Raw genomic sequence first — 25151 nt, 5'->3', positions numbered from 1 at the left:
TCTTTTAGCAAAGAATACGAATATGGCTAGGTGAGTGTTAAAGATATTGTGAAATTTCAATTAAATTCAAATCAGGATCTCTGATATACAAAGAGATAATCTTACCGGTAGCACCCGTTCGTTGTACTGGCCCCTCAATAATTTTCACACCTTGCTGTTCAATATGCTTTTGAACTTCAATCAGTGGAATATCACTGATAAAGCAGAGATCTAACGATCCTGGAACAGGCAAATGTGCCTTAGGTTCAAACTCTTTCCCATATTGGTGAATGTTTATCTTTTGCTGACCAAATTGCAGGGCAAAACGTTGTTCACCGAAGGTGATCACAGACATCTTTAAAATACGTTGGTAAAAATCAAGGCAGGCATCAAGATCTGTGGTGGTTAAGACTAAATGGTCTAATCGATTAATCATTAACGTTCCTATTACCGAGTTGGGTAGTGTGTATCAATCTTAATCGAATAAATATATTTATGCAGCGTAATAGTCACGACCATTAATTTTTTCTGACAGCCCGTAATAGCGCTAAGCAAACCCGCTTGACTCGCGTTATACTTAATTCAAAGACGCAAAGTGTGAGGTATTGCATATGGACTACCAATTCTTAAAGGATATTACAGGAAGTATTACCGCTAAATTTTCAATGGATCATGAAGCTATCGGTTATTGGTTAAATGAGGAAATCAAAAATGACCTCAGTTTACTGGACACCATCGCAGAAAATTATGAACTGATTAAAGGCAGCGAAAAGCAATGGGAGTTTATTGGTCACGAATACACACTTATTCTTGATGATGAGGAGGTGATGATCCGTGCGAACCAATTAGCTTTTGAGACGGATGGGTTAGAAGAAGGCATGAGTTACTATGATAATGAAAGTATTGCCTTTTGTGGTGTAAATGACTTTTTTGATATGTTGGATGACTACCGTGAATTTGTTATCGAAAATCGATAAATAACATTTTATTTATCGATTAATTTTATATTTTGATAATTTATAGCTATTATTTTAAGCGTGTTATTCAATTATTTACTAATAGTTTCTAAGGTTACTAATTGAATTGAGCGAGTTTTCCTAGTCTAAATTTGATCGAAAAGGATATACATATGAATACTGATGATGTTACAGGCGCATTGAATGATGCAACAAATTGGTTTGTGGCAAATCAGGATCTGCTAGTCCAGTATGTCGTCAATATCGTTTCCGCACTTGTTATTTTAATTGTGGGTTTGATGATTGCTAAATGGGTTAGCCGTGGTTTGAATCGCGTGATGACAATGAGAGGAATTGACTCCACTGTTAGCGAATTCTTATCTGCTATTGCTCGCTATACCATTGTGGCATTTACCCTAATTGCTGTGCTGGGCAAAATTGGCGTACAAACTGCCTCTGTCATCGCGGTAATGGGTGCCGCCGGTTTAGCGGTTGGTTTAGCATTACAAAATTCATTAGGTAACTTTGCTGCGGGCGTTCTGCTGGTGGTATTCAGACCATTAAAAGCGGGTGAGTTTGTTAAAATTGGTGCGATTGACGGTACAGTACAAAGCGTGCAAATTTTCTCAACTACATTGAGAACTGCAGATGACCGTATCGTGGTGATCCCAAACGGTAAAATTATTGGTGACAGCATCATTAACGTGACTCGTGAGCCGCTTCGTCGCCAAGATATTATGGTCGGTGTTGCTTACAATTCTGATATTGATGTGGTTAAAAAAGTATTGGGTGATATCGTTGCTGCTGACTCGCGCATTCTGCACGATAAAGGCGTGACTATCCGTTTAAATGAAATGGCACCATCTTCATTAAACTATTTAGTACGTTTTTGGACAACGAATGGCGATACTTGGCCGGTTTATTGGGATTTAATGGAAAACTTTAAGCGTGCGCTTGATAAGCACAATATTGGTATTCCATTCCCGCAAATGGATGTTCATCTTCACCAAGTTAATACCAGCGCAAAAAATATTTCTGCTGAATAAGTATTAACGCATTTATCCTTAAAAATGGCGCGATCTAAAAGTTGCGCCATTTTTATTTGCACTTTGTCCTTAACTTCATCCTTACTTTCTACTCTTTTTGATTGCCAATCCTGATTAGCTCTACTTATGGTCCATTAGAGTTAATCGTTTTCACTAATAATTTTTTCTGGATATCATTCTTTGCAGATAATCTGAATAATTATTAGGAAAAATTGCATGTTTACGATTTATTTTCAGGGGGCTCTGCTTGGGGCTGCAATGATATTACCGTTGGGACCACAAAATGCGTTTGTATTGCAACAAGGTAGTCGCAAACAGTTTCATTTAATGAGTGCATTGTTATGCGCGCTAAGTGACACGATTTTAATTATTGCTGGTGTATTTGGCGGTAGTGCTCTATTAAGCCAATCTGAGTTATTAATGGCGTTAATTACATGGGCTGGAGTCGCATTCTTAGCCTGGTATGGTTATGGTGCGTTTCGTACAGCGATGACCCCAGATGATGAGGTCTTACAGCTAGAAAGCAAAACGATGACACGCTGGAAAGTGATTGTGACTTTATTTGCGGTCACTTGGCTTAACCCTCATGTGTATTTAGATACGTTTGTGGTGTTAGGTAGCGTGGGTGGGCAATTAGAAAGTCAATTACGTCCATGGTTTACAGCAGGGGCTTTGACGGCTTCATTTGTGTGGTTTTTCTTATTAGCCATGTTAGCCGCTTGGTTTTCTCCTATACTGAATAAACCACGTTCTCAGCGTTTTATTAACCTGTTTGTCGGTTGTGTCATGTGGTTTATTGCATTTAAACTCGCGATGCATGGTTTGGGTTATTAATTAGCATTATTCTGAATCGCAGTTTGCGCTGAATATGATAATGTGAACCTTAATCAAAGGAAGTTTATGATGAACTTCCTTTTTCTTGTAGAGAAAAATACCATTGGGAGGTTCTGTGAAATTGAAATCTATCGTTGTTGCTGCCCTGCTGGCAGGTCTTGCGGTACCAACCATGTCATTGGCAAGCGCCGCACCAGAGGGGCCGCATATTTCGACATCAGCAAGTGGTGCTGTGAAAGTGGCGCCAGATATGGCCACGCTGAGCATTAATGTGCAAGTGACCAATAAAGATGCCGCTGCTGCGAAAACCGCCGTTGATAAGCGTGTTGCTGAATACTATGAATTCCTAAAGAAAAATGGAATTGAAAAGCAAGATATTGAAGCTGCCAATGTGCGTACGCAACCAAATTATGATTATAGTTCGTCTGCAAAAGCATCCTTAAAAGGCTATACCGCGACAAGAACTGTTGAAGTGAAAGTGAAAAAACTGGATCAACTGAATGTTCTACTCGATGGTGCATTAGCAGCAGGATTGAATGAAATTAATTCAGTCCAATTTGGTGTGAATGATCCGCAGAAATATCGTAATGCTGCGCGTGACCAAGCGATGAAGAATGCTCAACAGCAGGCTGAAGCGTTGGCGAAAGGGTTTAATGCGCAGTTAGGACCGATTTACAGCATTAATTACAATGCTCCATCAGATGTGCCATACCCAATGGCGATGCGTAGCCGTGGTGGTTCGCTGAAAGCTGCTGCTCAAGATCTCAATGTTGATGAGACCTATGAGCAACAAAGTATTGATTTTAATGATCAAGTCGATGTGGTTTTTGAAATTAAGCGTTAATTTCAGCCGCAATTTCATCATCTTGTTTTAGCATCTGGCGTCCTGTTTTCAGCAGGGCGTCAGTCACTTTCTTCATTGTGCGGCTTTCTGGCGCAAAACGATGCCAATAAAGCATACGGCGCTGGCACAACCCCGGTGTTAAATCGATTAGTTCACCATTTTCTAATTCGCTGGCAATCTGCAAGTGTGGGATCATACAGCATGTTGAGCCCTGTTTTGCTAGCTGCACAAACGCTTCCGATGAGTTAACGATATGGCAAGGGACGCTACCTGGCGATAGACCAAAGTTTTGTTGTACAAAGGCTTGGTGCATATCATCTAAGTGGTCAAAAGCCACGGCAGGCGCTTTTAGTAGCGATGCGCGAGTAACACCTTCAGGGAAATATTTAGCCGCAAAGCCAGGAGATGCCACGAAAATATAGTCTAGCGCACCCAGTTTATCGACTAAACAGCCCGGTAACGCTTGTGGCTGAATACTGATAGCACCGACTACTTCACCGCGTCTTAAACGTTCCTGGGTACGAGTTTCATCTTCCACTTGAATATTCAAGCGAATAGGGGTGTTGCCCAGTACGGGATTCAATGCAGGTAAGAACCAGGTTGCCAAGCTATCGGCGTTGACCGCTAAGGAGAGCAATAATGGGGTAGAGCCGCTGTTTTCATCTCCAAGCCACTGTTCTTCGAGTAATTCTACTTGATGAAGCAGCGCTAGCAGTTTTTGACCTTGTTCAGTCGGATGCGGCGGAACGGTGCGCACGAGTAAAGGCTGACCAAAAAGGTTTTCTAACTGTTTGATTCGTTGAGAAACCGCAGATTGGGTGATACACAATTTTTGTGCTGCTCGTTCAAATCCGCGTTCACGAATGACGGCATCCAGTGCTTGCAAGGCGCGATAATCAGGGCGCTTCATCAAAAACTCTCCTTCTTGTTATTCTGCCAATCACTATGCCATATTTTTAGGGATAACACTTGCAAATATTCCTAAAGGGTATTTTTCATAAGAAGTAGTGCACAATCCCTAATAACAATACTGCAACTTGCTGGGTGTCCGGTATATACTATTGAGCATCTACTTAATGACTCATTATTTCAGTAATAAGGCTCTCGCATGACTCAGGATGAATTAAAAAAAGCAGTAGGTTGGGCAGCATTAGAATATGTCAGACCAGGCACCATTGTTGGTGTTGGTACGGGGTCTACTGCCTCTCACTTTATTGATGCATTAGCAACAATGAAGGGGCAAATCGAAGGCGCAGTCTCTAGCTCTGAAGCATCAACGCAAAAATTAAAATCCTTGGGTATTCCCGTTTTTGATTGTAATAGCGTGGATTCATTAGATGTTTATGTTGATGGTGCTGACGAAGTTGACGGTAACATGAACATGATCAAAGGCGGCGGTGCAGCGTTAACTCGTGAAAAAATCGTGTCTGCCATTGCTAAAACATTCGTGTGTATCGTAGACCAATCTAAGCTGGTGGGCGTACTGGGCAAATTCCCTCTACCAGTGGAAGTGATCCCAATGGCGCGTAGCTATGTGGCTCGTGAGTTAGTCAAACTGGGGGGGCAGCCGGTTTACCGTGAAAACGTGGTGACGGATAACGGCAACGTTATTTTAGATGTTCACAATTTAGAAATTCTCGACCCAGTCGCATTAGAAAATAAAATCAATGGCATTGCTGGTGTCGTAACAGTTGGATTATTTGCTAACCGTGGCGCGGATGTCGTGCTGATGGGAACAGCTGACGGCGTAAAAACCATTAAGTTGTAATTAATCCGAATGTAATGATAAGCCAGTGGCTTTTTGAGTTCACTGGCTTATTTTGTTTTTGATTAGTGTGTTTTTGACTAAATAGTTTGATGGTTAATGACTTTTGTAAATATCATCAACATGAAAATTATTTAAATTTTTTTTACCTTCCGTTATTTTGGTGATATATCTCACACAAATGCCCATTGGGTGGGCAAAATGCTTATTTTGTGTTACCACTCTAGATTTTCCACCACATAACTTCTTTTTCATCACACTTTTTAGCAGAGTCTAAGCAATCGTTTGTATTGCTACTGCGCTGAATTTTGCTATGTTGGTATTCTCGTTTTATTTCAAGGTGCATGTGAGGGGGCTGGAGTGCCTTAATTTCATGGCGTGCATCTCGAATTATTTTGAGTTCATACGAAATTCATCGGTCAAAAATTAAGTACGATAGGGTAGGGTAAATGGTCAAGGTATCTTTGCAGAAAGACAAAATTAAATTTTTACTGCTTGAAGGTGTTCACCAAAGTGCTGTGGATAACCTCAAAGCAGCGGGTTACACCAATATCGAATATCACAAAAGTGCGCTGTCGGACGAAGAATTAAAAGAAGCGATTAAAGATGCACGTTTTGTGGGGATCCGCTCCCGTACTCATTTGACGGAAGAGATCTTTGCCGCAGCAGAAAAACTGGTGGCTGTGGGATGTTTCTGTATTGGAACCAACCAAGTTGATCTCGATGCTGCAGCGAAGCGCGGTATTCCTGTCTTTAATGCACCATTTTCCAACACCCGTTCCGTGGCGGAAATGGTATTAGGTCAGTTATTACTTCTGTTACGTCGTATTCCTGAAGCGAATATGCAAGCTCACCGCGGGATCTGGGAAAAACAAGCGAAAGGCTGCTTTGAAGCTCGTGGCAAGCGCTTAGGTATTGTCGGTTATGGTCATATCGGTACACAGTTAGGGATCTTAGCTGAAGGTATCGGTATGGATGTTTACTTCTATGATATCGAAAACAAATTGCCATTAGGTAACGCTACTCAAGTTCGTTCATTACCAGAATTATTAAAAATGAGTGATGTGGTGAGCTTACATGTACCTGAAACGGCCAGCACGAAAAACATGTTTGGCGAAGCGCAGTTTGAGCAAATGAAGCAAGGTGCGATTTTCATTAACGCATCACGCGGTACTGTTGTTGATATTCCTGCATTAAGTTCAGCGTTAGAAAGCAAGAAATTATCAGGTGCAGCAGTTGACGTATTCCCAACGGAACCAGCAGCAAACAACGATCCTAATGACCCATTCATTTCTGAGTTGATTAAATTCGATAACGTTATCCTGACTCCACATATCGGTGGTTCAACGGAAGAAGCGCAAGAAAATATCGGTTTAGAAGTGGCAAGCAAACTGGCAAAATACTCAGATAACGGTTCAACATTATCTGCGGTTAACTTCCCTGAAGTTTCGCTGCCAGTGCATATGGATGATACTAACCGTCTACTGCATATTCATGAAAACCGCCCTGGTATCATGAACAGTATCAACCAAGTGTTTACTGAAAATAACATTAACGTAGTTGGGCAATACTTGAGAACCTCAGGGAATGTGGGCTATGTGGTTATTGATGTATTGACGCAGTCACCAAGCCAAGCGGATGAAGTATTACTGAAATTAAAATCTCTACCAGGCACCATCCGCGCTCGTCTGTTGTTCTAATCAGTCGATGCATTAAAAACATTTCATTAAAAGCACAGTGGCGTTGGTATTTACCAGCGCCATATTTTTTTCGGGGTAATAATTTCTGGTAACGGAATATCCCAGTGCGCGACAGGTAAATCTTCAACTAACTGACAATCATGGGCGAGTCCAATAGGATAAAAGCCAGTTTGTTTCCAATTTGCCAATGTTCTATCATAAAATCCGCCTCCCATTCCTAATCGTTGCCCTTGGCTATCAAAAGCCACCAGCGGGATCATCATAATATCCAGTCGCTCGATAGGTAATACATCTAATACATTCAATTGTGGCTCTTCAATATTAAATTTATTTTTTACTAAGATAGTCTTCGGCGTGTAGTGCAAAAATAATAGGTGGTGAGGATTAAAAGGGTGAATAACGGGAAGATAAACTTGTTTACCGTGATCCCAAAGGGCTTGGATTAATGGGCATGTATTAATTTCACCATCGAACGAAAGAAATAGGGCGATAGTTTTAGCCTGTGTGACTTTTGGGTGATTAAGTGTGTGGGCGATAATGCGTTGTGCCGCATCATCTTGGACTTCAGGCGTCAGTTCCCGCCGGGTAGCTCGAATAGATTTACGGATTTGCTGACGTAGTGAAGATAACGTATCTGACATAACCATTTCCATAAATCATATTCCTAATATCAAGTTGATAACTCGTGGAAAAATTTACAAAATAGTATATCGCAAGGAATACGTAATTTTTAGTGTGGGTTTGAGATTTTGTGCAAAGAATATAGAAAAGACTAAATAGAAGGGAGGTCTCCAAGATGCCGTTGTAGGCTGTAACCCTTGAACCCTTGGTTCAAGGTGAACGCAGTTTAGCAACCTTTAGGCTTCCTGAGCGAATCAGGCATGCTCACCAGCGCAATAACCACATTCTGTTTGGTATGAAATATCGGCTCAGGGGACTTACCCACTGACGCGCATCTCAGAGAAATTTGTTTTGAGAACTTTCGTTACTCAGTGATTTCATTGTACGAAATTAGAGTGTAAATGCAACCTAATTTTTCGTTTTATTTTTTTACTAGTGATTGATTAATAAGCATATTTACTCTAGGGGCAATACCTGCCTCTCAGTGATTTTCACCTGATCGTGCAACGCTTGTTCAATCGTCTGCTGCAATACTTTTATTTTCTCTTCCATATTATAAGCATAATCGCGCGTTTTTGTCTTTTCTTGTGCTAATTCGTGACAGACGTTCAATGCGACAATGAAAATAAGTTGTTCAGTGTTAGTAACACCGCTTCGGTCTTTTAACGTTTTTAAGCGTTCTTCTAATTCTTTAGCTGACTCTAAGAGCGCTTCTTTTTGTTCTATTGGGCAATTAACGCGCATAGAGCGCCCAAAAATCTGAATATCAACGGGTTGTGCGGACATGATACCTCCATACTAAAATCTTTTTCGCCAATAAAAGTAGGACATTTGGCGTAAATGTTGTTAATTTTTGCATAGCTTATGCTTAGATAGGCATTGGCGATATATTACTAGTTTAGAATAAAAATAAGCTAATAATAACTCAGACAAAAAAAGCAGACTGGTCTAGCGGCTATCCTTGGTGGTAGCATATCACGAATCCCAAGCTAACATGACGAATTCAGATGTCTATACAAAAATCTTTACCTAACTATGAATCGTTGGACAACTTACTCCAACAGCACTCAATCGCACTGACTGCCGCCGAGATCCATGGTTTAATAACCGGACTGATTTGTGGAGGAAGCCGTGACCTCGGTTGGCAAACCCTTGTTCATGATCTAGCAAATGACGGACTTGCGTTTCCGCAAACCGTTTCACAACCGCTGCGTGAACTGTATGACCTCACATTTGAAGCATTAGATGACACCGAATTTGCATTCAATATGCTATTTCCAGATGAAGACGCTTCTGTGTTTGACCATGCGGACGCACTAGCTGGCTGGGTTAACCACTTCTTACTTGGCATTGGCGTTGCTCAACCTAAACTGACTGATAAAAAAGAGATTAGTGAAGTAATTACTGATCTACGTAACATCGGTATGCTTGGTTATGATGAAGAAGAAGACCAAGAAGAGTTAGAGCAAGCATTAGAAGAAGTTGTTGAATATGTGAGAGTTGCCGTTCAACTGTGTTATATCGCATTGGCTGAGCCGAAAAAAGGCCCAACCGCTGTTGAGAATATCAAGCCCGTTCTTCACTAATCTATAATATTAGGTAGCGACCCACTAACTGTAGGCTTTCTGCATTGCCAGTCACCTACGGTTAAGGAACGGATTTACCTAATTTGAACTGATTGCCGTTTGATTTTTAGCTAATTATCAAACAAGCAACCAACCTAAAACCCAAATAATAAGGCAATAACGGTATGAATAAGCAGGAATTTATTTCTCGTCGTAATGCATTATTGGCTCAAATGGCGCCAGCAAGTGCTGCTATTATTTTATCAGCACCTGAAGCACAACGTAATGCGGATTGCGAATATCCGTATCGCCAGCACAGTGATTTTCTATATCTGACTGGATTTAGTGAGCCAGAAGCGGTTTTAGTTTTAATAAAAAGTGACGAGAAACATAGCCACACCGTGCTATTCAACCGTGTTCGCGATCTCACCGCAGAAATTTGGTTTGGGCGTCGCTTAGGACAAGATGCTGCACCAGAAAAATTAGGTATTGATAAAGCGCTGCCATTCGATGAAATCGTTGACCAGCTTTATCAATTACTCAATGGTCTCGATGTGGTTTATCACGCCCAAGGTGAGTTTGATTACGCGGATAAACTGGTTTTCGGTGCATTGGATGTTCTGCGTCGAGGAAGCCGTCGCAACTTAAAAGCCCCTCGCACGCTCATTGACTGGCGTCCAATGGTGCACGAAATGCGCCTATTTAAGTCGGATGCAGAAATGGCCGTCATGCGCAAAGCGGGTGAAATTTCAGCATTAGCCCATATTCGTGCAATGGAAACTTGCCGCCCGAATATGTATGAATACCAACTCTGTGGTGAGATTGAGTATGAATTTACTCGCCATGGTGCGCGTTTCCCATCTTATAACACCATCGTCGGTAGTGGCGAAAACGCCTGCATTTTGCACTACACAGAAAATGAATGTGCGATGAAAGATGGGGACTTAGTCCTGATTGATGCCGGTGCAGAGTTAGAAGGTTACGCAGGGGATATCACCCGAACTTTCCCTGTGAATGGAAAATTCACCAAAGAACAGCGTGAAATTTACGATATCGTTCTTCAATCTATTAACACCGCATTAGAACTTTACCGCCCAGGCACCAGTATCCACGAAGTGACTCGTCAAATTGTTCGCATTAAAACAGAAGGCTTAGTGAAATTAGGCATTTTGCAGGGTGACGTCGAACAATTGATCGAAAACAAAGCGTATCATCCATTTTTTATGCATGGTTTAAGCCATTGGCTGGGCTTAGATGTTCATGATGTCGGTTTTTACGGTGTAGAAAGAGACCGCATTTTAGAGCCGGGCATGGTGCTAACCATTGAACCAGGATTATATATTGCGCCAGATGCTGACGTACCGCCTCAATATCGTGGTATCGGCGTACGTATCGAAGACGACATTCTTATCACTGAAGATGGGAATGAAAACTTAACGGCGATGGTCGTTAAAGATCCTGATGAAATTGAAGCGTTAATGGCGGCGGCTAAAAAACGCTTAGGTTAAGCAGTAAAAAGTAATAATAGAAGGTAATTAACAACCTATGAATGTGATTATTGTTGGGGGAGGAATGGCTGGCGCGACATTGGCACTGGCAATTTCATCACTCAGTCAAGGACGTGTTTCGGTATCACTAATCGAAGCATCTCAACCGGATAATCAGCATCCGGGCTTTGATGCACGAGCGATTGCGTTAGCGCACGGCACTTGCCAGTACCTATCGTCGATAGGTGTTTGGTCTGCATTTGCTGATTGCGTTACCCCCATTAATCACGTTCATGTGTCTGATAGAGGGCATGCAGGGTTCGTTAATATTCATGCTGAAGATCACCAAATCACTGAATTGGGTAATGTGATCGAATTGCATGAAGCAGGCGCTCGTTTATTTTCACTGTTACGTAAAGCACCCGGCGTTACACTTTATTGTCCCGCTAAAGTGGAGCATGTTGAGCGTACAGTGGACAACGTGACTGTCACGTTAGACAGCGGTGAGCAAATCACGGGCAGTTTATTAGTGGCGGCGGATGGTAGCCGTTCTGCGATTGGTCAAGCTTGCAATATGCAATGGCAGCAAGATGATTATGGACAAGTGGCAATTATTGCTAATGTGAAAACATCGATTGACCCCGCAGGGCGTGCCTTCGAACGCTTTACTGAATTTGGTCCTTTGGCATTATTACCTATGTCCGAAGGGCGTAGCTCGTTAGTTTGGTGTCATCACCAAGAACATGCTGACGATATTAATGCGTGGGATGATGAAACCTTTATTCGCAAATTACAGCAAGCATTTGGCTGGCGTTTAGGGGAAATAACCCAAGCTGGTAAACGTAATTGTTACCCATTAGTGTTAAGAAAAGCGGTGAATCCTGTCAGTCACCGTGTTGCGCTGGTGGGAAATGCAGCGCAAACATTACACCCAATTGCAGGGCAAGGTTTCAACCTTGGGATCCGTGATGTCATGCAATTAGCTGAGTTAGTCGTCAATGCTCATGATAATCAGCAAGATATTGGCAGTTATTCATTGCTAAGTCAGTACCAACAAACCCGATTAGCCGATCGAGAAAAAACAGTCACCATGACCGATGGTCTGGTGCGCTTATTTGCTAATCGTTGCTTCCCATTAATTGTGGGGCGTAATTTAGGTCTGATGGCGATGGAGATGTTGCCGCCTGTTCGTGATGTTTTAGCCCGCCAAACCCTTGGCTGGGTCGCACATAAATAACCACAAAACTAAGAGGAATAAAAATATGCAATCGTTTGATGTGGTTATCGCCGGTGGTGGTATGGTTGGACTCGCACTGGCATGTGGACTCGAAGGCAGTGGTTTACGTGTGGCGGTCGTTGAAAACCATCCACCTAAAACGCCATTCTCTGCTAACGATCCCCATGCGCTACGCGTGTCGGCAATCAATGCCGCCAGTGAAAAATTATTGACTCATTTAGATGTATGGTCAGCAATCAAAGGGATGCGTGCTGCCGCCTATAGCGGGATGGAAGTGTGGGATAACCACAGTTTCGGTCGTATTGCTTTTTCTGCTAAAGACCAAAATCTCTCCCATTTAGGGCATATCGTTGAAAACAATGTGGTGCGCGATGCCTTATGGCAAAAAGCCAGTCAATTGCGTGATGTAACTTTACTGGCCCCTGCAACCATCAAGAAGGTGGTATGGGGAGAAAATGACGTTTTCATCACGTTAGATGATGAAAATATGCTGACGGCTCGCTTGATAGTCGGGGCTGATGGCGCAAATTCATGGCTGCGTAGTCATGCAGATATTCCGCTCACTTTCTGGGATTATGAACATACCGCACTGGTAGCAACCATTCGAACCGAACGTTCCCATGAAGGTATTGCTCGCCAAGCTTTTAATGGGGAAGGCATCCTCGCGTTCTTACCGCTAAGCGACCCGCACTTATGTTCGATTGTTTGGTCTCAGCCAAACTTAGCCGCTGCGCGTCGTCAAGATTTAGATAAGTTAGAATTTGAGAAAGAATTGACCGTCGCATTTGATGTTAATTTAGGTTTTTGCCAATTAGAAAGCGACCGTTTAACTATCCCATTAACCGGACGTTATGCGCGTCAGTTTGCGGCGCAGCGTTTAGCGCTACTCGGGGATGCGGCTCACACCATTCATCCTTTGGCGGGCCAAGGGGTGAATCTTGGTTTTATGGACGTCGCTATGCTGATTGGTGAAATCAGAAGGCTACATCGTGAAGGCAAAGATTTTGGTCAATATTTCTATTTACGTGATTATGAACGTAGCCGCAAGCACAGCGCAGCGGTGATGTTAGCGGGAATGCAAGGTTTCCGTGAACTGTTTGATGGCAACAACCCTGCGAAGAAATTGTTGCGAGATATTGGTCTTGTTTTAGCGGACAGTTTACCGGGTGTTAAACCTCAATTACTGAACCACGCGATGGGCTTATCGGATATGCCGAAATGGCTAAAGCAACTACCGACTAATAACGCTTAATTCCGCCTAAATTCTCTCTTCCTAATAACCTGAGTGTTTAATTCTAAATACTCAGGTTTTTTATTTATCATTCCATCTTGTTCGCATCCCGTCTTGCCTATCAATAACTGAGAAAAACTAATTTACCCGTCATTTCGGATTAGTTTTTCTAATTTATGTGTTTTTCCTAATTTATCCACATTTTTGGGTTAAGTCTCAATTACGATGATATTTTGCGCACTAATAAGCCAAATATGAAGGGATTGAGTGATCGCTCTCAATTATTTAACAAAAACCACTGGTAATGTGAGGGCGCAATCAGTAATACAGAGAGTACATCACCCTATTTTTATTTATAGCATCCAATTTCGAATGTTAGCAGTTTTGAATCAAATCCGATGATTTGCGTTTTGATGAAACGGGATTCACAGAAAAAAATTTATGCCGTTCATTACGCAATCACCCCATCAGACACAGTAATGTAAAGAGGGTATTCATGGTAAAGCAAACGACTCTATATGATGAGCATATAGCCTGCGGCGCAAAAATGGTGGATTTTCATGGCTGGATGATGCCACTGCACTATGGTTCGCAAATCAACGAACATAATATTGTTCGAACCGATGCAGGAATGTTTGATGTTTCCCACATGACGATTGTTGACCTACATGGCGAAGGTTGCCGTGATTTTCTTCGTTATCTTCTCGCCAATGATATTGCTAAGCTCACCATCAAAGGTCGCGCACTGTATACCGGTATGCTGAATGCATCAGGTGGTGTGATTGATGACCTGATTGTTTATTACCTTGAAGATGACTTCTACCGCCTTGTGGTTAACTCTGCGACGCGAGACAAAGACATTGCATGGATTGAGCAGCACGCGAAAGATTATGCGGTCGCGATTACTGTACGTGATGATTTGGCGTTAGTTGCCGTTCAAGGTCCGAAATCTCAAGAAAAAGTTCACACGTTGCTGACCGAAGAACAACGTGCTGCCATTAAAGATATGAAGCCTTTTTATGGTGTTCAAACTGGTGATCTGTTTATTGCGACTACGGGCTATACCGGTGAAAAAGGGTATGAAATTGCGATGCCGAAACAGCATATCGTGGATTTCTGGCATAAATTACTGAAGGCAGGCGTTCATCCAGCAGGTTTAGGCGCTCGTGATACTCTACGTCTTGAAGCGGGTATGAATCTCTATGGGCAAGATATGGATGAGTCTATTTCTCCATTAGCGGCCAATATGGGGTGGACAATTGCTTGGGAACCGCAAGACAGAAACTTTATCGGCCGTGAAGCGCTGGAAAAACAGCGAGCTAAAGGTACCGATAAGCTAGTGGGTATCGTGATGCGCGAAAAAGGCATTTTACGTGCTGAACAGGTTGTGCGCTTTACAGATGAATCAGGTAAATTGCATGAGGGAGTGATCACTAGTGGTTCATTCTCTCCAACGTTAGGTTTCAGTATCGCGCTAGCGCGTGTACCGAGTGACATTAAAAATCACGCCATCGTTGAAATTCGTCAGCGGGAAATGCCGGTTGAAGTGGTAAAACCAGGATTTGTCCGTGAAGGTAAAGCATTAGTGTAATTAGATATTTTCTAATACAAATTGATTTTAAAACGTTTTCTCAAAAACTTTTTCTCAAGAACATATGGTCAGAATCACAAGAGAGGCTAGAAATGAGCAATGCACCTAAAGAATTAAGATATACCCGCGAACACGAATGGCTGCGTGATGAAGGAAATGGTGAGTTCACTGTGGGTATTACTGAACATGCGCAAGAAACTTTAGGCGACATGGTGTTTGTTGATTTACCCGATGTGGGTGATGTAGTGAGCGCAGGGGACGACTGTGCTGTCGTTGAATCTGTGAAAGCAGCATCCGATATTTATGCACCGATTAGTGGTGAAATTATTGCAGTTAACAGTGCGCTCAGCGACTCTCCAGAACTGGTGAACGAATCGCCATATCAAGAAGGCTGGATTTTCCGTATTAAGATGAGCGATGACTCTCAGTTAGCTGACCTTATCGACGCTCAAGGTTATCTGAGCATGATCGCTGCGGAAGAGTAATCTACTGCATCATGTTTCGCACTGTAGCGTAATCGCTGGCTACAGTGCGAAATATCAAGAAAATAATGAATATTTTTTAACCAAGGTTAGTTTGAACTAGTCTACTTATCTCGCAGTTTATCAATAGGTTTTATCATCGCTAGAGTCTAATAACCTACGCTACGCATAGCAAAAAGGATGGGAACACAGATATGTCGATGTCACTGAGTCAACTAGAAAACCGTTCAGAATTTATCTCGCGCCATATAGGGTCATCAGAACAACAAATAAAAACCATGTTAGGTACTGTTGGCGCGACTTCCCTCGATAATTTAATGGACAAAATTGTCCCGAAAGCCATTTTACTGCCTGAGCCACCAAGAGTCGGCGGTGGTGCAACCGAGCAAGAAGCGCTCGCAGAATTAAAAGGGATTGCTTCCCTAAATAAACGTTATAAAAGTTATATCGGCATGGGCTATGCCCCAGTGATCCTTCCTCCTGTTATCTTACGTAATTTGCTCGAAAACCCAGGCTGGTATACGGCTTATACCCCTTATCAGCCCGAAGTTTCCCAAGGTCGTCTTGAGTCACTGCTGAATTTCCAGCAATTAACGATTGATTTAACGGGCTTAGATTTAGCATCAGCTTCTTTGCTGGATGAAGCGACAGCGGCAGCAGAAGCCATGGCGATGGCAAAACGCATCAGTAAATTGAAAAATGCAGAACGCTTTTTCGTTGCGGATGACGTCCATCCTCAAACCCTTGATGTTGTGCGGACTCGTGCAGGCACATTTGGCTTTGAAGTGATTGTCGACAGTGCGGAAAAAGTGCTGGAGCACGAAGGTGTGTTTGGTGCATTACTGCAACAAGTTGGCACCACAGGGAATATTCATGATTACAGCGAGTTATTTACCAAACTAAAAGCGAAGAATATTGTCAGCTGTGTGGCTGCCGATATGATGGCATTAGTGTTATTGACAGCACCTGCAAAACAAGGGGCTGACATTGTTTTCGGCTCAGCGCAGCGTTTTGGTGTACCAATGGGTTACGGTGGTCCTCATGCTGCATTCTTTGCGTGTAAAGATGAATTCAAACGTGCAATGCCGGGGCGGATTATCGGGGTCTCTCGTGATGCTGCAGGTCATACTGCGCTACGTATGGCGATGCAAACTCGTGAACAGCATATCCGCCGTGAAAAAGCGAACTCCAACATTTGTACTTCCCAAGTTTTACTGGCCAATATTGCCGCGATGTATGCGGTGTATCATGGGCCTGAAGGCTTGAAAATGATTGCTCAGCGCATTCATCGCTTTAGCTCAATTTTTGCGAAAGCGCTGACAGAGTCAGGCATCGCTCTGCGCCATAAAACGTGGTTCGATACTCTGACACTCGAAGTGGCAGACAAAGCGGCTGTCTTAGCGCGCGCTGAAAAAGCAAAAATAAACTTACGCACAGATATTCACGGTGCAGTGGGCGTTACGTTCAGTGAAATTACCACTCGCCAAGATCTCAACGAACTGTTCTTTGTGATCACGGGTACTGACCAAAAACTGGATTTCGAAAAATTAGATAAGCAAGTTTCGGAAAGTGAAAGTGCAATTCCTGCAGCCATGTTGCGTGATGACGTGATTTTATCCCATCCAAATTTCCATCGTTATCATAGCGAAACGGAAATGATGCGCTACATGCACAGCTTAGAGCGCAAGGATTTAGCGTTGAACCAAGCGATGATCCCATTAGGTTCTTGCACCATGAAACTTAACGCCGCTGCTGAAATGCTGCCAATTACGTGGCCTGAATTTGGTGAATTACATCCGTTCTGCCCACCGGAGCAGGCACAAGGCTATCACCAAATGATTGAGCAACTTTCTCACTGGCTAGTGCAATTGACAGGATATGATGCCGTCTGTATGCAACCTAACTCAGGGGCTCAAGGGGAATATGCGGGTCTGTTAGCTATCCGTCGTTACCATGAAAGCCGCAATGAAGGCGCACGTAATATCTGTTTGATCCCAGCCTCTGCTCACGGAACCAACCCAGCCTCTGCTCATATGGCGGGTATGGAAGTGGTGGTGGTACGTTGTGATGATGAAGGTAACATTGACCTTGCTGACCTGCGAGAAAAAGCGCAGGAGCACAGTGCAGCGCTCTCATGCGTGATGGTGACTTACCCGTCAACTCATGGTGTGTATGAAGAGAGCATTCGCGAAGTGTGTGAAATTATCCACCAATATGGCGGGCAAGTTTACTTAGATGGTGCGAATATGAACGCTCAAGTGGGGCTGACAACACCGGGCTTTATCGGCGCGGATGTGTCTCACTTGAACTTACATAAAACCTTCTGTATTCCTCATGGCGGTGGTGGCCCTGGTATGGGACCTATCGGTGTGAAAAAACATTTAGCGCCGTTTGTTCCTGGGCACTCTGTCGTCACTCAAGAAATGCTGACCGAACAAGGTGCGGTTTCTGCTGCACCATTTGGTAGCGCTTCTATTCTGCCAATTAGCTGGATGTATATCCGCATGATGGGCTCCCATGGGCTGAGAAAAGCCAGCCAAGTGGCAATCTTAAACGCGAACTATATTGCGAAGCGTTTAGCGAGTCGCTATGAGATCCTCTATACCGGACAAGAAGGGTATGTGGCTCATGAATGTATCGTGGATCTGCGCCCAATCAAGAAAGATACGGGCATTAGTGAGCTGGATATTGCTAAGCGCTTGATTGACTATGGTTTCCATGCGCCAACCATGTCATTCCCAGTGGCAGGTACGTTGATGATCGAACCTACTGAGTCAGAAAGTATTGTGGAAATCGATCGCTTTATCGATGCAATGCTGGCTATCCGCGATGAGATTGATCAAGTGGTTCAAGGTAAATGGACGCTGGAAGATAACCCGTTAGTCAATGCGCCACACGTTCAAACTGAGTTGGCGGAAGAGTGGACACATGGTTATAGCCGTGAATTGGCGGTATTCCCATCTCACGCAACACGAGTGAACAAGTACTGGCCAGCGGTAAAACGCCTTGATGATGTTTATGGTGACCGTCATTTACATTGCTCTTGTGTGCCTATCGATGAGTATATGTAATTAATTTTTTAGCTTTTTAATATAAAAACGCCAGATATTGATCTGGCGTTTTTTGTTTTATTTTTTTAACTACAGCAGCCAGCCTTTTTGGTGGGCTTGCTCTAATTGCTGTTTAAGCTGCAACCAAAATTCAGGGAGGATCTCCTGAATATAGTCACATTTACTGACGACCTGCTCATAACGAATATGGTTTTCAACCCAGCTTTGGCCCTGATTATGCAAGTTCAATAACATCGGCATGGCTCTATCAATGGCATTGGCATATTTCGATTCCAATGTCTCGACGGCATCATATTCATTCCATAATGCTAAGAATTCAGCATTTTGCGGGCTTGGCAGTAGATTAAACAGGCGGTTAGCTGCTTTGACTTCTTCATCATGAATGGCTTCACGAGCGGCATTATCAAATACCAAAACGTCACCTGCATCAATTTCGACGATATCATGAACGAGCGCAAGTTTAATGGCGCGTTCAAGGTTAACGCCCGGCACATAAGGGGCAAAAGCCATAGCAGCAACAGCAAACTGCCAGCTATGTTCGGCGGTGTTTTCGTGTCTTTCACGGTTTAATAATTTATTCTTGCGATAAACGCTTTTCAGTTTATCGAGCTCCATCAAAAATTGGACGACTTCAGTAAAAGCCCCAAAATTCAAAACGTCGAGTGGCTTATTACTTATTGCAGATGACATAAAAACCCCAATTATTTATCTTCTTCTAATGAATAAGGCAGTGGTGCAATGGTCAGGCGACTTTGCTCGTCACCCATAACGCGAAACACGCTATCCGCTTCCATATCGTTGTTCATGATGATTTGGATGCTAAGCTCTCCATTCCCTAAACGCACGGCGGCTAGTACTGTTCCGGTACGGCGCCAGTTTTCACCGAGTTGCCACTCAACACCATCACCAATAGTTGGAAGTGAGGAGCCAGTGCCCGTTAGCCAGTACATCGCGCGTTTATTGGCACCACGGAACTTGGCGCGTGCAACCATTTCTTGGCCGGTATAGCAGCCTTTTTTAAAGCTAATTCCGTGAGGGATGGCTTGTAAATTTGCAGCTTGTGGCAGATGTTGGGCACTATTTTCTTGGTCGATAACGGCAAAGCCCGCCGCAATTTCTAATGCTAACCATTGTTGGTCAGAAACCAATGTCGCATTTAAGGTCTCGGTGATGTTTTGCGCAGTCGCTTCGTCTGTAATAATTAAAAATCGCTCTGCGGGAAGGTCAAAATGTAGAAGGGTACTGTTGCCTTCTGCGATGACTTGGTTTTGGGTATCGGGTAGTGTGGCGAACACGGATGAAAGCGCTTCTCGTGCGCCTTGACCTGCCACACCCAGTAATTTCAGTTCTGGTTTCTTTTCAAAAGTGACTTTAGAGAAAACAGCGTATTTTTTTAACTCTGCGAGTTGGGCATCAGCAACACTGCGTCTTTCAATATAAGAATAACCGGCTAAGTGCTGGAATAAACGTAGGTCACTCCACATTTTTCCTTTTGGATCGCAATGTGCGGTTAGTGTATGTGCGTGCTCAAGTGTGCTGATATCGGCGGTGACTTGTCCTTGCAGATATTTTTCTGCATCAGCGCCGTGTAGGTGGATAAGTTCCCAGTTTTCCAGTGAAATCAAAACAAGGGGTAAAGACTGAGAATCAAGGGGAAACTGTTGTGCGTTGTCTACATGGGAAGTCATGATTTCACCTGTTGTTCTTTATTTGATAATGGTGCTTAATGGTAAAATAGCTAGGTCACATTGCAAGCCTCAAACCGAACTAAAGTGCCATTAACCTATTATTCAGCATAAGAGGGTAAATAGTTTGTAGAAAAACGGTATTTTACAACCTAAAATGTGAACTATGTAGAGTGTGACATGTTTTATTGACAGATTATCTGATAGAGTATTTAAAATAATCAATCTTATCAGTCAACTGCAACAAAAGGTCGTAGTGAAATGGATAATGGAATGCCTAGCGGGCAAAGTCAAATCGATATCAATAACAAGGCGCGAATTCATTGGGCGTGCAGGAGAGGCATGCGTGAGCTTGATATTTCTATCATGCCATTTTATGAATATGAATATGACGAGCTAACAGACCACGATAAGCGCGTTTTTGTGCGCCTGCTCGAGTGTCCAGATCCGGATTTGTTCAATTGGCTGATGAATCACGGGCGTCCGGAGGACGAAGAACTGTTCTCTATGATTAAACTCATTCAAGAAAGAAATAAAAATCGTGGTCCTGTGGAAATCTAATCTTTCCATTTCATGGAAAACTCAGCTTTTTTCCACCTGTCTTCATGGGGTAACGGGCATTATTTTGCTTGTTGCGCCATGGGCTCCAGGTAATTCAATGATTTGGCTACCATTATTAGTCGTATTGGTAGCTAGTTGGGCAAAAAGCCAAAAAAATATCAGTAAAGTCAAAGGTGTGGCTGTATTGGTGAATGGCAATAAGCTTCAATGGAAAAAGAATGAGTGGGAAATTATCAAAGCGCCATGGTGTAGCCGCTTTGGTATTTTATTAACGCTTAATGCACTGCAAGGTAAGCCCCAGAAGCTTCGCTTGTGGATTGCAAAGGATTCTGTTTCCGAAGAGAATTGGCGTAATCTCAATCAATTACTACTGCAATACCCTGATATTTGATATTGCAGTTAGTTGTCTTTGGCGCTTAAAGAGCAGCTTCAATTTCTTGTAGGATCTGCTCACACCATTGTGCGACTCGCTCATCGGTTTGTTCAAACTGGTTCACATCATCTAATGCAAGACCCACAAACATCTCACCATCTTCCGTGAGCGGTTTCGGGCTTTCAAACTCATAACCTTCAGTCGGCCAAAAGCCAATAAATTGTGCGCCAGTCGGTTTAAGCTGATGATATAGCATACCGAGTGCATCTAAAAACCATTCACTATAGTCAACTTGGTCACCCATGCCATACATTGCGACCATTTTATCCGCAAGGTTAAGTTTGGGAAGCGCTTCCCAAATTTCTAGCCAATCTTCCTGAATTTCACCGAAATCCCACGTAGGGATCCCCAAAATAAGAACGTCGTACTGTTCCATTAATTCTGGCGGTGTATCGTTGACGTTATGGAGGGTAATGAAATCATCACCAAGAATGTCACGTATTTTTTCTGCGACCATTTCGGTGTAGCAGGTACTTGAACCGTAAAAAAGACCTATTTTCATATATATTATTACTATATCCAGCGCTGGTTTTTATCACGAGGGACGTATTGTAACAGATGGTGCTACAATCAGGCATAATAGATTGCACTGTAATCATAAAGAGGCATAGGATCTGGCGTGGAAAGTAAACAACTAAATCCGTTAATTGAACAGTTTCTTGATACAATTTGGTTGGAGCAAGATCTTGCTGAAAACACCTTGGCATCTTATCGTAATGACCTCCAATCATTAGATAGATGGTTGGATGCACAGCAATTGCATTTGGAAAGTGTTCAGTCGATTGATTTACAATCTTTTCTCGCAGAACGTATTGATGGCGGATACAAAGCCGCAAGTTCTGCGCGTTTATTAAGTTCGATTCGCCGGTTATTTCAATATTTTTACCGCGAAAAGATAAGAGCGGATGATCCTTCCGCGGTGATCGCAGCACCCAAAATTCCGCAGCGATTACCCAAAGATCTTAGTGAACAACAAGTTGAAGATTTGCTGAATGCACCTGCGACTGAAGACTCGCTCGAGTTACGAGACAAAGCCATGTTGGAAGTATTGTATGCCTGTGGCTTGCGAGTCTCTGAGCTGACGGGGCTGACATTTTCGGATATCAGCTTGCGTCAAGGCGTTGTTCGAGTCGTTGGTAAAGGTGATAAAGAGCGTTTGATCCCTCTGGGAGAAGAGGCGATTTACTGGCTGGAAAAATATATAGCGCAGGGGCGCCCAGATTTACTGAATGGGAAAACTAGCGATGTTTTATTTCCAAGCAAACGTGGTACAAAGATGACCCGCCAGACATTTTGGCACCGAATAAAATATTATGCCGTTCTTGCGAATATTGATGGGGATGCGTTATCTCCTCACGTATTAAGGCATGCTTTTGCAACCCATTTATTGAATCACGGCGCGGACTTGCGCGTTGTACAAATGTTGTTAGGTCACAGTGACCTATCCACAACCCAAATTTACACACATGTCGCCACTGAGCGGCTACGTGCTTTACATGAGCAGCATCATCCGAGAGGGTGATGGGTGAAAGGATAAATATGAAACGCAAATTACTTGTTTTAGCCGCCTGCATCGCGTCATTTACGGCATCGGTTTATGGCGCAACGGAAGAAAAACTGATTATCGAAAAACTGGCACATTATAATATGCAAGTGGAATCCATTAAGCCTTCCCCAATTGTGGGATTAAATACGGTGGAAACGGATAACGGCGTAATTTATGTGACGGACGATGGTAAATACCTGTTACAAGGTCCAATTTATGATCTCAGCGGAAAAGTACCGGTGAACATCAGTAACCAACCTTTACTGAAGAAGATGGAAGCGTTGAAAAACGAGATGATCATCTTCAAAGCACCCAATGAAAAATATGCGATAACGGTCTTTACTGATATTAGCTGTGGTTACTGTAAGAAATTACATGAAACAGTGGGTGAGTTAAACAGCAAAGGGGTAACAGTGCGCTATTTAGCGTTCCCACGTCAAGGAATGAAGAGCGACACAGCAAAACAGATGGCATCAATCTGGTGTAATGCGTTACCAAAAGATGCGTTGACTAAAGCGTTCAAAGGTGACGAAGTTGCCATGATTGATGACTGCAAAATTGATTTAGGTAATCATTTGAAATTAGGTCAATTATTTAAGGTTACGGGAACGCCAGCCATTATTTTACCAAGCGGACAAGTGCTCCCTGGCTTTTTAAAACCTGACGAATTACTCCAAATACTTGAGCAGAAATAATCATCATTGTGAATGTCGAAACTTTTTTACGTCAACGAGAATTAACAGGTAATGCCGCGGCATTACCTAATGTTCCTGAACTTTTGCAGCGCATTTATGCCTCTAGAGGGATAACTTCTCTCGCTCAATTGGAGCGTAAAGCGTCTAATTTGCTTGATTACCGTTCGCTATCAGGGGTTGAAAATGCACTAACGCTGCTCTATTTGGCGCTGGTGGAGCACCAAAAAATCACTATCGTTGGGGATTTTGATGCTGATGGTGCAACGAGCACAGCATTAGCTATCCGTGCGCTTAAAGCGATGGGGTATAGGAATTTAAACTATATCGTCCCGAACCGTTTTGAAAACGGCTATGGTTTAACGCCATTAGTGGTGGATGAAGCCTATAAGCAGGGAACGGACCTGATTATTACGGTAGATAACGGTATTTCTTCTCATGATGGTGTGGTGACTGCTCACGAGTATGGGATGAAAGTGGTTATTACTGACCACCATTTACCGGGAGAAACGCTACCGACAGCGGATGCTATCATCAACCCGAATCTTAATGATTGCCAATTTGCCTCGAAATCACTGGCGGGTGTTGGGGTAACGTTTTATTTAATGTCAGCGTTAAGAGCTCATTTACGTCAGCAGCAGTGGTTTGAAAAGCAAGGGATCAGCGAGCCTAATTTAGCGGAATACCTTGATTTAGTCGCACTGGGTACTGTAGCAGACGTGGTGCCATTGGATACGAACAACCGCATTCTGGTGCATCAAGGGTTGAACCGAGTGAGAGCAGGGCGCTGCTGCGCTGGGATCAAAGCGTTAATTGAGGTATCCAAACGAGATGCCTCTCGTCTGGTCGCGAATGATTTTGGCTTTGCGCTGGGACCAAGACTTAACGCTGCGGGTCGGCTTGATGATATGTCAGTTAGCATTGAATTACTGCTGACGGATGATATGGCACATGCACGCCAACTAGCCAATGAGTTAGATGGTTTAAATCAGACCCGCCGTGAAATTGAAGCGGGTATGCAGCAAGAAGCATTGGTGCTATTTAACAAAATAGAATACAGCGAAAATCAGTTACCGAACGGTTTAGCGCTATATCATCCCGAATGGCATCAAGGGGTGGTTGGGATTTTAGCTTCACGAATTAAAGAGCAATTCCATCGCCCCGTTATTGCGTTCGCACCTGCCGGAGATGGGTTATTAAAAGGCTCTGGTCGTTCAGTGCAGGGCGTTCATATGCGCGATGTATTAGAGCGATTAAATACGCTGCAACCGGGTTTAATGCAAAAGTTTGGTGGGCACGCCATGGCTGCGGGTCTGTCGCTTGAAGAGAGCAAATTTGACGCATTCAAATACCATTTTGAAATGCTGATGGGAGAACTTATTCAACCTGAGCAATTATCGGGCGTTATTTGGAGTGACGGCGAATTATTGCGTAATCAACTGTCATTAGAGACGGCGGAATTACTTCGCGAAAGTGGTCCGTGGGGGCAATCTTTTCCTGAACCTGTATTTGATGGGCACTTCCAGTTATTGCAACAAAAACTGGTGGGCGAGAAACATCTAAAATTGATGTTAGAACCCGTCAATGGAGGACCGATGTTGGATGGCATTATGTTCAATATTGATGTCCGTAGATGGCCAGATAATAGCGTCAAAAAAGCGAAAATTGCGTTTAAGTTAGATGTGAACGAGTTTCGCGGTAATAAAAATGTGCAATTGATGATTGAACATATTTGGCCCGATTAAAACCACGGTAAAAGTTCGTTCAGAAATAGAGGATTGATTCCCTATAAACCTGACAGGAATTCCGTTATACTAAACGGTTC

The 25151-nt window shown here is 43.1% G+C and carries 25 protein-coding genes and 1 other RNA gene; 18 read left to right on the top strand and 8 right to left on the bottom strand.

From position 1 onward, the window contains the following. Nucleotides 1-37: 37 nt before the first annotated feature. Complete coding sequence (locus HFU86_RS13970; RefSeq protein ID WP_132495787.1) at nucleotides 38-415, bottom strand: VOC family protein; 378 nt, start codon at nucleotides 413-415, stop codon at nucleotides 38-40. Between the two features lie 175 nt (nucleotides 416-590). Between HFU86_RS13970 and HFU86_RS13965 the strand changes: the two genes are divergently transcribed. The 4 genes from HFU86_RS13965 to HFU86_RS13950 all read left to right on the top strand — a co-directional run bounded on the left by HFU86_RS13965 (nucleotide 591) and on the right by HFU86_RS13950 (nucleotide 3659). Continuing rightward, nucleotides 591-956 (top strand): YacL family protein, encoded by a 366-nt coding sequence (locus HFU86_RS13965; protein ID WP_036951163.1) that lies wholly within the window; start codon nucleotides 591-593, stop codon nucleotides 954-956. Between the two features lie 152 nt (nucleotides 957-1108). After that, nucleotides 1109-1981 carry a small-conductance mechanosensitive channel MscS gene (gene mscS, locus HFU86_RS13960; RefSeq protein WP_036951161.1) on the top strand — a complete coding sequence of 291 codons (873 nt, stop codon included), beginning with the start codon at nucleotides 1109-1111 and terminating at the stop codon, nucleotides 1979-1981. A gap of 216 nt (nucleotides 1982-2197) precedes the next feature. Continuing rightward, nucleotides 2198-2815 carry an arginine exporter ArgO gene (gene argO / locus HFU86_RS13955; RefSeq protein WP_132495786.1) on the top strand — a complete coding sequence of 206 codons (618 nt, stop codon included), beginning with the start codon at nucleotides 2198-2200 and terminating at the stop codon, nucleotides 2813-2815. A 115-nt stretch (nucleotides 2816-2930) separates the two neighbouring features. After that, the gene (locus HFU86_RS13950) at nucleotides 2931-3659 is read left to right on the top strand and encodes an oxidative stress defense protein (protein ID WP_132495785.1); all 729 of its coding nucleotides are present in this window, start codon (nucleotides 2931-2933) and stop codon (nucleotides 3657-3659) included. On the opposite strand, the gene HFU86_RS13945 is transcribed toward HFU86_RS13950, so the two are convergent. Then, nucleotides 3649-4569, bottom strand: coding sequence for a LysR family transcriptional regulator ArgP (locus HFU86_RS13945; RefSeq protein ID WP_036951157.1), 921 nt, complete (start codon nucleotides 4567-4569; stop codon nucleotides 3649-3651). The genes HFU86_RS13950 and HFU86_RS13945 overlap by 11 nt on opposite strands. 198 nt (nucleotides 4570-4767) lie before the next feature. Between HFU86_RS13945 and rpiA the strand changes: the two genes are divergently transcribed. Further along, complete coding sequence (rpiA, locus tag HFU86_RS13940) at nucleotides 4768-5427, top strand: ribose-5-phosphate isomerase RpiA (RefSeq protein ID WP_108478272.1); 660 nt, start codon at nucleotides 4768-4770, stop codon at nucleotides 5425-5427. A gap of 446 nt (nucleotides 5428-5873) precedes the next feature. Then, nucleotides 5874-7124 carry a phosphoglycerate dehydrogenase gene (serA, locus tag HFU86_RS13935; protein WP_132495784.1) on the top strand — a complete coding sequence of 417 codons (1251 nt, stop codon included), beginning with the start codon at nucleotides 5874-5876 and terminating at the stop codon, nucleotides 7122-7124. 50 nt (nucleotides 7125-7174) lie between these two features. Here serA and HFU86_RS13930 read toward each other — a convergent pair whose 3' ends face one another. The 3 genes from HFU86_RS13930 to zapA all read right to left on the bottom strand — a co-directional run bounded on the left by HFU86_RS13930 (nucleotide 7175) and on the right by zapA (nucleotide 8531). Then, entirely contained in the window at nucleotides 7175-7765 is a 591-nt protein-coding gene (locus tag HFU86_RS13930) for a 5-formyltetrahydrofolate cyclo-ligase (RefSeq protein ID WP_187129496.1), read from the bottom strand. A 143-nt stretch (nucleotides 7766-7908) separates the two neighbouring features. Then, nucleotides 7909-8091, bottom strand: a non-coding RNA gene (gene ssrS, locus HFU86_RS13925) — 6S RNA. Nucleotides 8092-8201: 110 nt separating this feature from the next. Continuing rightward, on the bottom strand, nucleotides 8202-8531 hold the full coding sequence (zapA, locus tag HFU86_RS13920) for a cell division protein ZapA (RefSeq protein WP_036951152.1): 330 nt from the start codon (nucleotides 8529-8531) through the stop codon (nucleotides 8202-8204). Between the two features lie 221 nt (nucleotides 8532-8752). Between zapA and HFU86_RS13915 the strand changes: the two genes are divergently transcribed. From HFU86_RS13915 to gcvP, 7 genes are all read left to right on the top strand, one after another. Continuing rightward, on the top strand, nucleotides 8753-9331 hold the full coding sequence (locus tag HFU86_RS13915) for a YecA/YgfB family protein (protein WP_036951150.1): 579 nt from the start codon (nucleotides 8753-8755) through the stop codon (nucleotides 9329-9331). A 164-nt stretch (nucleotides 9332-9495) separates the two neighbouring features. Next, the gene (gene pepP, locus HFU86_RS13910) at nucleotides 9496-10818 is read left to right on the top strand and encodes a Xaa-Pro aminopeptidase (protein ID WP_187129495.1); all 1323 of its coding nucleotides are present in this window, start codon (nucleotides 9496-9498) and stop codon (nucleotides 10816-10818) included. A 37-nt stretch (nucleotides 10819-10855) separates the two neighbouring features. Next, the gene (ubiH, locus tag HFU86_RS13905; RefSeq protein ID WP_187129494.1) at nucleotides 10856-12034 is read left to right on the top strand and encodes a 2-octaprenyl-6-methoxyphenyl hydroxylase; all 1179 of its coding nucleotides are present in this window, start codon (nucleotides 10856-10858) and stop codon (nucleotides 12032-12034) included. 25 nt (nucleotides 12035-12059) lie between these two features. Then, the gene (gene ubiI, locus HFU86_RS13900; protein ID WP_108478269.1) at nucleotides 12060-13286 is read left to right on the top strand and encodes an FAD-dependent 2-octaprenylphenol hydroxylase; all 1227 of its coding nucleotides are present in this window, start codon (nucleotides 12060-12062) and stop codon (nucleotides 13284-13286) included. 475 nt (nucleotides 13287-13761) lie between these two features. Further along, the gene (gene gcvT, locus HFU86_RS13895; protein ID WP_132495776.1) at nucleotides 13762-14856 is read left to right on the top strand and encodes a glycine cleavage system aminomethyltransferase GcvT; all 1095 of its coding nucleotides are present in this window, start codon (nucleotides 13762-13764) and stop codon (nucleotides 14854-14856) included. Nucleotides 14857-14948: 92 nt separating this feature from the next. After that, entirely contained in the window at nucleotides 14949-15341 is a 393-nt protein-coding gene (gcvH, locus tag HFU86_RS13890) for a glycine cleavage system protein GcvH (protein WP_036951141.1), read from the top strand. Nucleotides 15342-15532: 191 nt separating this feature from the next. Then, nucleotides 15533-18409 (top strand): aminomethyl-transferring glycine dehydrogenase, encoded by a 2877-nt coding sequence (gcvP, locus tag HFU86_RS13885; protein ID WP_187129493.1) that lies wholly within the window; start codon nucleotides 15533-15535, stop codon nucleotides 18407-18409. 69 nt (nucleotides 18410-18478) lie between these two features. Here gcvP and HFU86_RS13880 read toward each other — a convergent pair whose 3' ends face one another. Next, complete coding sequence (locus HFU86_RS13880; RefSeq protein ID WP_187129492.1) at nucleotides 18479-19099, bottom strand: HD domain-containing protein; 621 nt, start codon at nucleotides 19097-19099, stop codon at nucleotides 18479-18481. A gap of 11 nt (nucleotides 19100-19110) precedes the next feature. Further along, entirely contained in the window at nucleotides 19111-20097 is a 987-nt protein-coding gene (gene ygfZ, locus HFU86_RS13875) for a tRNA-modifying protein YgfZ (protein ID WP_187129491.1), read from the bottom strand. 291 nt (nucleotides 20098-20388) lie between these two features. Here ygfZ and sdhE point away from each other — a divergent pair, with 291 nt between their 5' ends. Then, entirely contained in the window at nucleotides 20389-20655 is a 267-nt protein-coding gene (sdhE, locus tag HFU86_RS13870) for an FAD assembly factor SdhE (protein WP_187129863.1), read from the top strand. Then, nucleotides 20636-21046 carry a protein YgfX gene (locus tag HFU86_RS13865; RefSeq protein ID WP_132495768.1) on the top strand — a complete coding sequence of 137 codons (411 nt, stop codon included), beginning with the start codon at nucleotides 20636-20638 and terminating at the stop codon, nucleotides 21044-21046. Before sdhE ends, HFU86_RS13865 begins: the two co-directional genes overlap by 20 nt. A gap of 25 nt (nucleotides 21047-21071) precedes the next feature. Here HFU86_RS13865 and fldB read toward each other — a convergent pair whose 3' ends face one another. Beyond that, entirely contained in the window at nucleotides 21072-21590 is a 519-nt protein-coding gene (gene fldB / locus HFU86_RS13860) for a flavodoxin FldB (RefSeq protein ID WP_187129490.1), read from the bottom strand. Between the two features lie 117 nt (nucleotides 21591-21707). Here fldB and xerD point away from each other — a divergent pair, with 117 nt between their 5' ends. From xerD to recJ, 3 genes are read left to right on the top strand one after another with little or no spacing between them, the layout of a single operon-like run. Continuing rightward, entirely contained in the window at nucleotides 21708-22610 is a 903-nt protein-coding gene (gene xerD, locus HFU86_RS13855; RefSeq protein ID WP_132495764.1) for a site-specific tyrosine recombinase XerD, read from the top strand. A gap of 17 nt (nucleotides 22611-22627) precedes the next feature. After that, on the top strand, nucleotides 22628-23329 hold the full coding sequence (dsbC, locus tag HFU86_RS13850; protein ID WP_187129489.1) for a bifunctional protein-disulfide isomerase/oxidoreductase DsbC: 702 nt from the start codon (nucleotides 22628-22630) through the stop codon (nucleotides 23327-23329). 8 nt (nucleotides 23330-23337) lie between these two features. Further along, complete coding sequence (gene recJ, locus HFU86_RS13845) at nucleotides 23338-25071, top strand: single-stranded-DNA-specific exonuclease RecJ (protein WP_187129488.1); 1734 nt, start codon at nucleotides 23338-23340, stop codon at nucleotides 25069-25071. Nucleotides 25072-25151: the final 80 nt, after the last annotated feature.

Origin of the sequence: Providencia sp. JUb39 (assembly GCF_012272845.1) — a bacterium.
GTDB lineage: Bacteria > Pseudomonadota > Gammaproteobacteria > Enterobacterales > Enterobacteriaceae > Providencia > Providencia lanzhouensis.
Note: the sequence above shows the minus strand (reverse complement) of the source record. Positions and strands in the feature narration are given on the sequence as shown.

Excerpts from the sequence above, each read along its gene's own strand:
- HFU86_RS13970 (WP_132495787.1), bottom strand. The coding sequence starts at position 415 with ATGATTAATCGATTAGACCATTTAGTCTTAACCACCACAGATCTTGAT.
- HFU86_RS13965 (WP_036951163.1), top strand. The coding sequence starts at position 591 with ATGGACTACCAATTCTTAAAGGATATTACAGGAAGTATTACCGCTAAA.
- mscS (WP_036951161.1), top strand. The coding sequence starts at position 1,109 with ATGAATACTGATGATGTTACAGGCGCATTGAATGATGCAACAAATTGG.
- argO (WP_132495786.1), top strand. The coding sequence starts at position 2,198 with ATGTTTACGATTTATTTTCAGGGGGCTCTGCTTGGGGCTGCAATGATA.
- HFU86_RS13945 (WP_036951157.1), bottom strand. The coding sequence starts at position 4,569 with ATGAAGCGCCCTGATTATCGCGCCTTGCAAGCACTGGATGCCGTCATT.
- rpiA (WP_108478272.1), top strand. The coding sequence starts at position 4,768 with ATGACTCAGGATGAATTAAAAAAAGCAGTAGGTTGGGCAGCATTAGAA.
- serA (WP_132495784.1), top strand. The coding sequence starts at position 5,874 with ATGGTCAAGGTATCTTTGCAGAAAGACAAAATTAAATTTTTACTGCTT.
- HFU86_RS13930 (WP_187129496.1), bottom strand. The coding sequence starts at position 7,765 with ATGTCAGATACGTTATCTTCACTACGTCAGCAAATCCGTAAATCTATT.
- zapA (WP_036951152.1), bottom strand. The coding sequence starts at position 8,531 with ATGTCCGCACAACCCGTTGATATTCAGATTTTTGGGCGCTCTATGCGC.
- HFU86_RS13915 (WP_036951150.1), top strand. The coding sequence starts at position 8,753 with ATGTCTATACAAAAATCTTTACCTAACTATGAATCGTTGGACAACTTA.
- pepP (WP_187129495.1), top strand. The coding sequence starts at position 9,496 with ATGAATAAGCAGGAATTTATTTCTCGTCGTAATGCATTATTGGCTCAA.
- ubiH (WP_187129494.1), top strand. The coding sequence starts at position 10,856 with ATGAATGTGATTATTGTTGGGGGAGGAATGGCTGGCGCGACATTGGCA.
- ubiI (WP_108478269.1), top strand. The coding sequence starts at position 12,060 with ATGCAATCGTTTGATGTGGTTATCGCCGGTGGTGGTATGGTTGGACTC.
- gcvT (WP_132495776.1), top strand. The coding sequence starts at position 13,762 with ATGGTAAAGCAAACGACTCTATATGATGAGCATATAGCCTGCGGCGCA.
- gcvH (WP_036951141.1), top strand. The coding sequence starts at position 14,949 with ATGAGCAATGCACCTAAAGAATTAAGATATACCCGCGAACACGAATGG.
- gcvP (WP_187129493.1), top strand. The coding sequence starts at position 15,533 with ATGTCGATGTCACTGAGTCAACTAGAAAACCGTTCAGAATTTATCTCG.
- HFU86_RS13880 (WP_187129492.1), bottom strand. The coding sequence starts at position 19,099 with ATGTCATCTGCAATAAGTAATAAGCCACTCGACGTTTTGAATTTTGGG.
- ygfZ (WP_187129491.1), bottom strand. The coding sequence starts at position 20,097 with ATGACTTCCCATGTAGACAACGCACAACAGTTTCCCCTTGATTCTCAG.
- fldB (WP_187129490.1), bottom strand. The coding sequence starts at position 21,590 with ATGAAAATAGGTCTTTTTTACGGTTCAAGTACCTGCTACACCGAAATG.
- dsbC (WP_187129489.1), top strand. The coding sequence starts at position 22,628 with ATGAAACGCAAATTACTTGTTTTAGCCGCCTGCATCGCGTCATTTACG.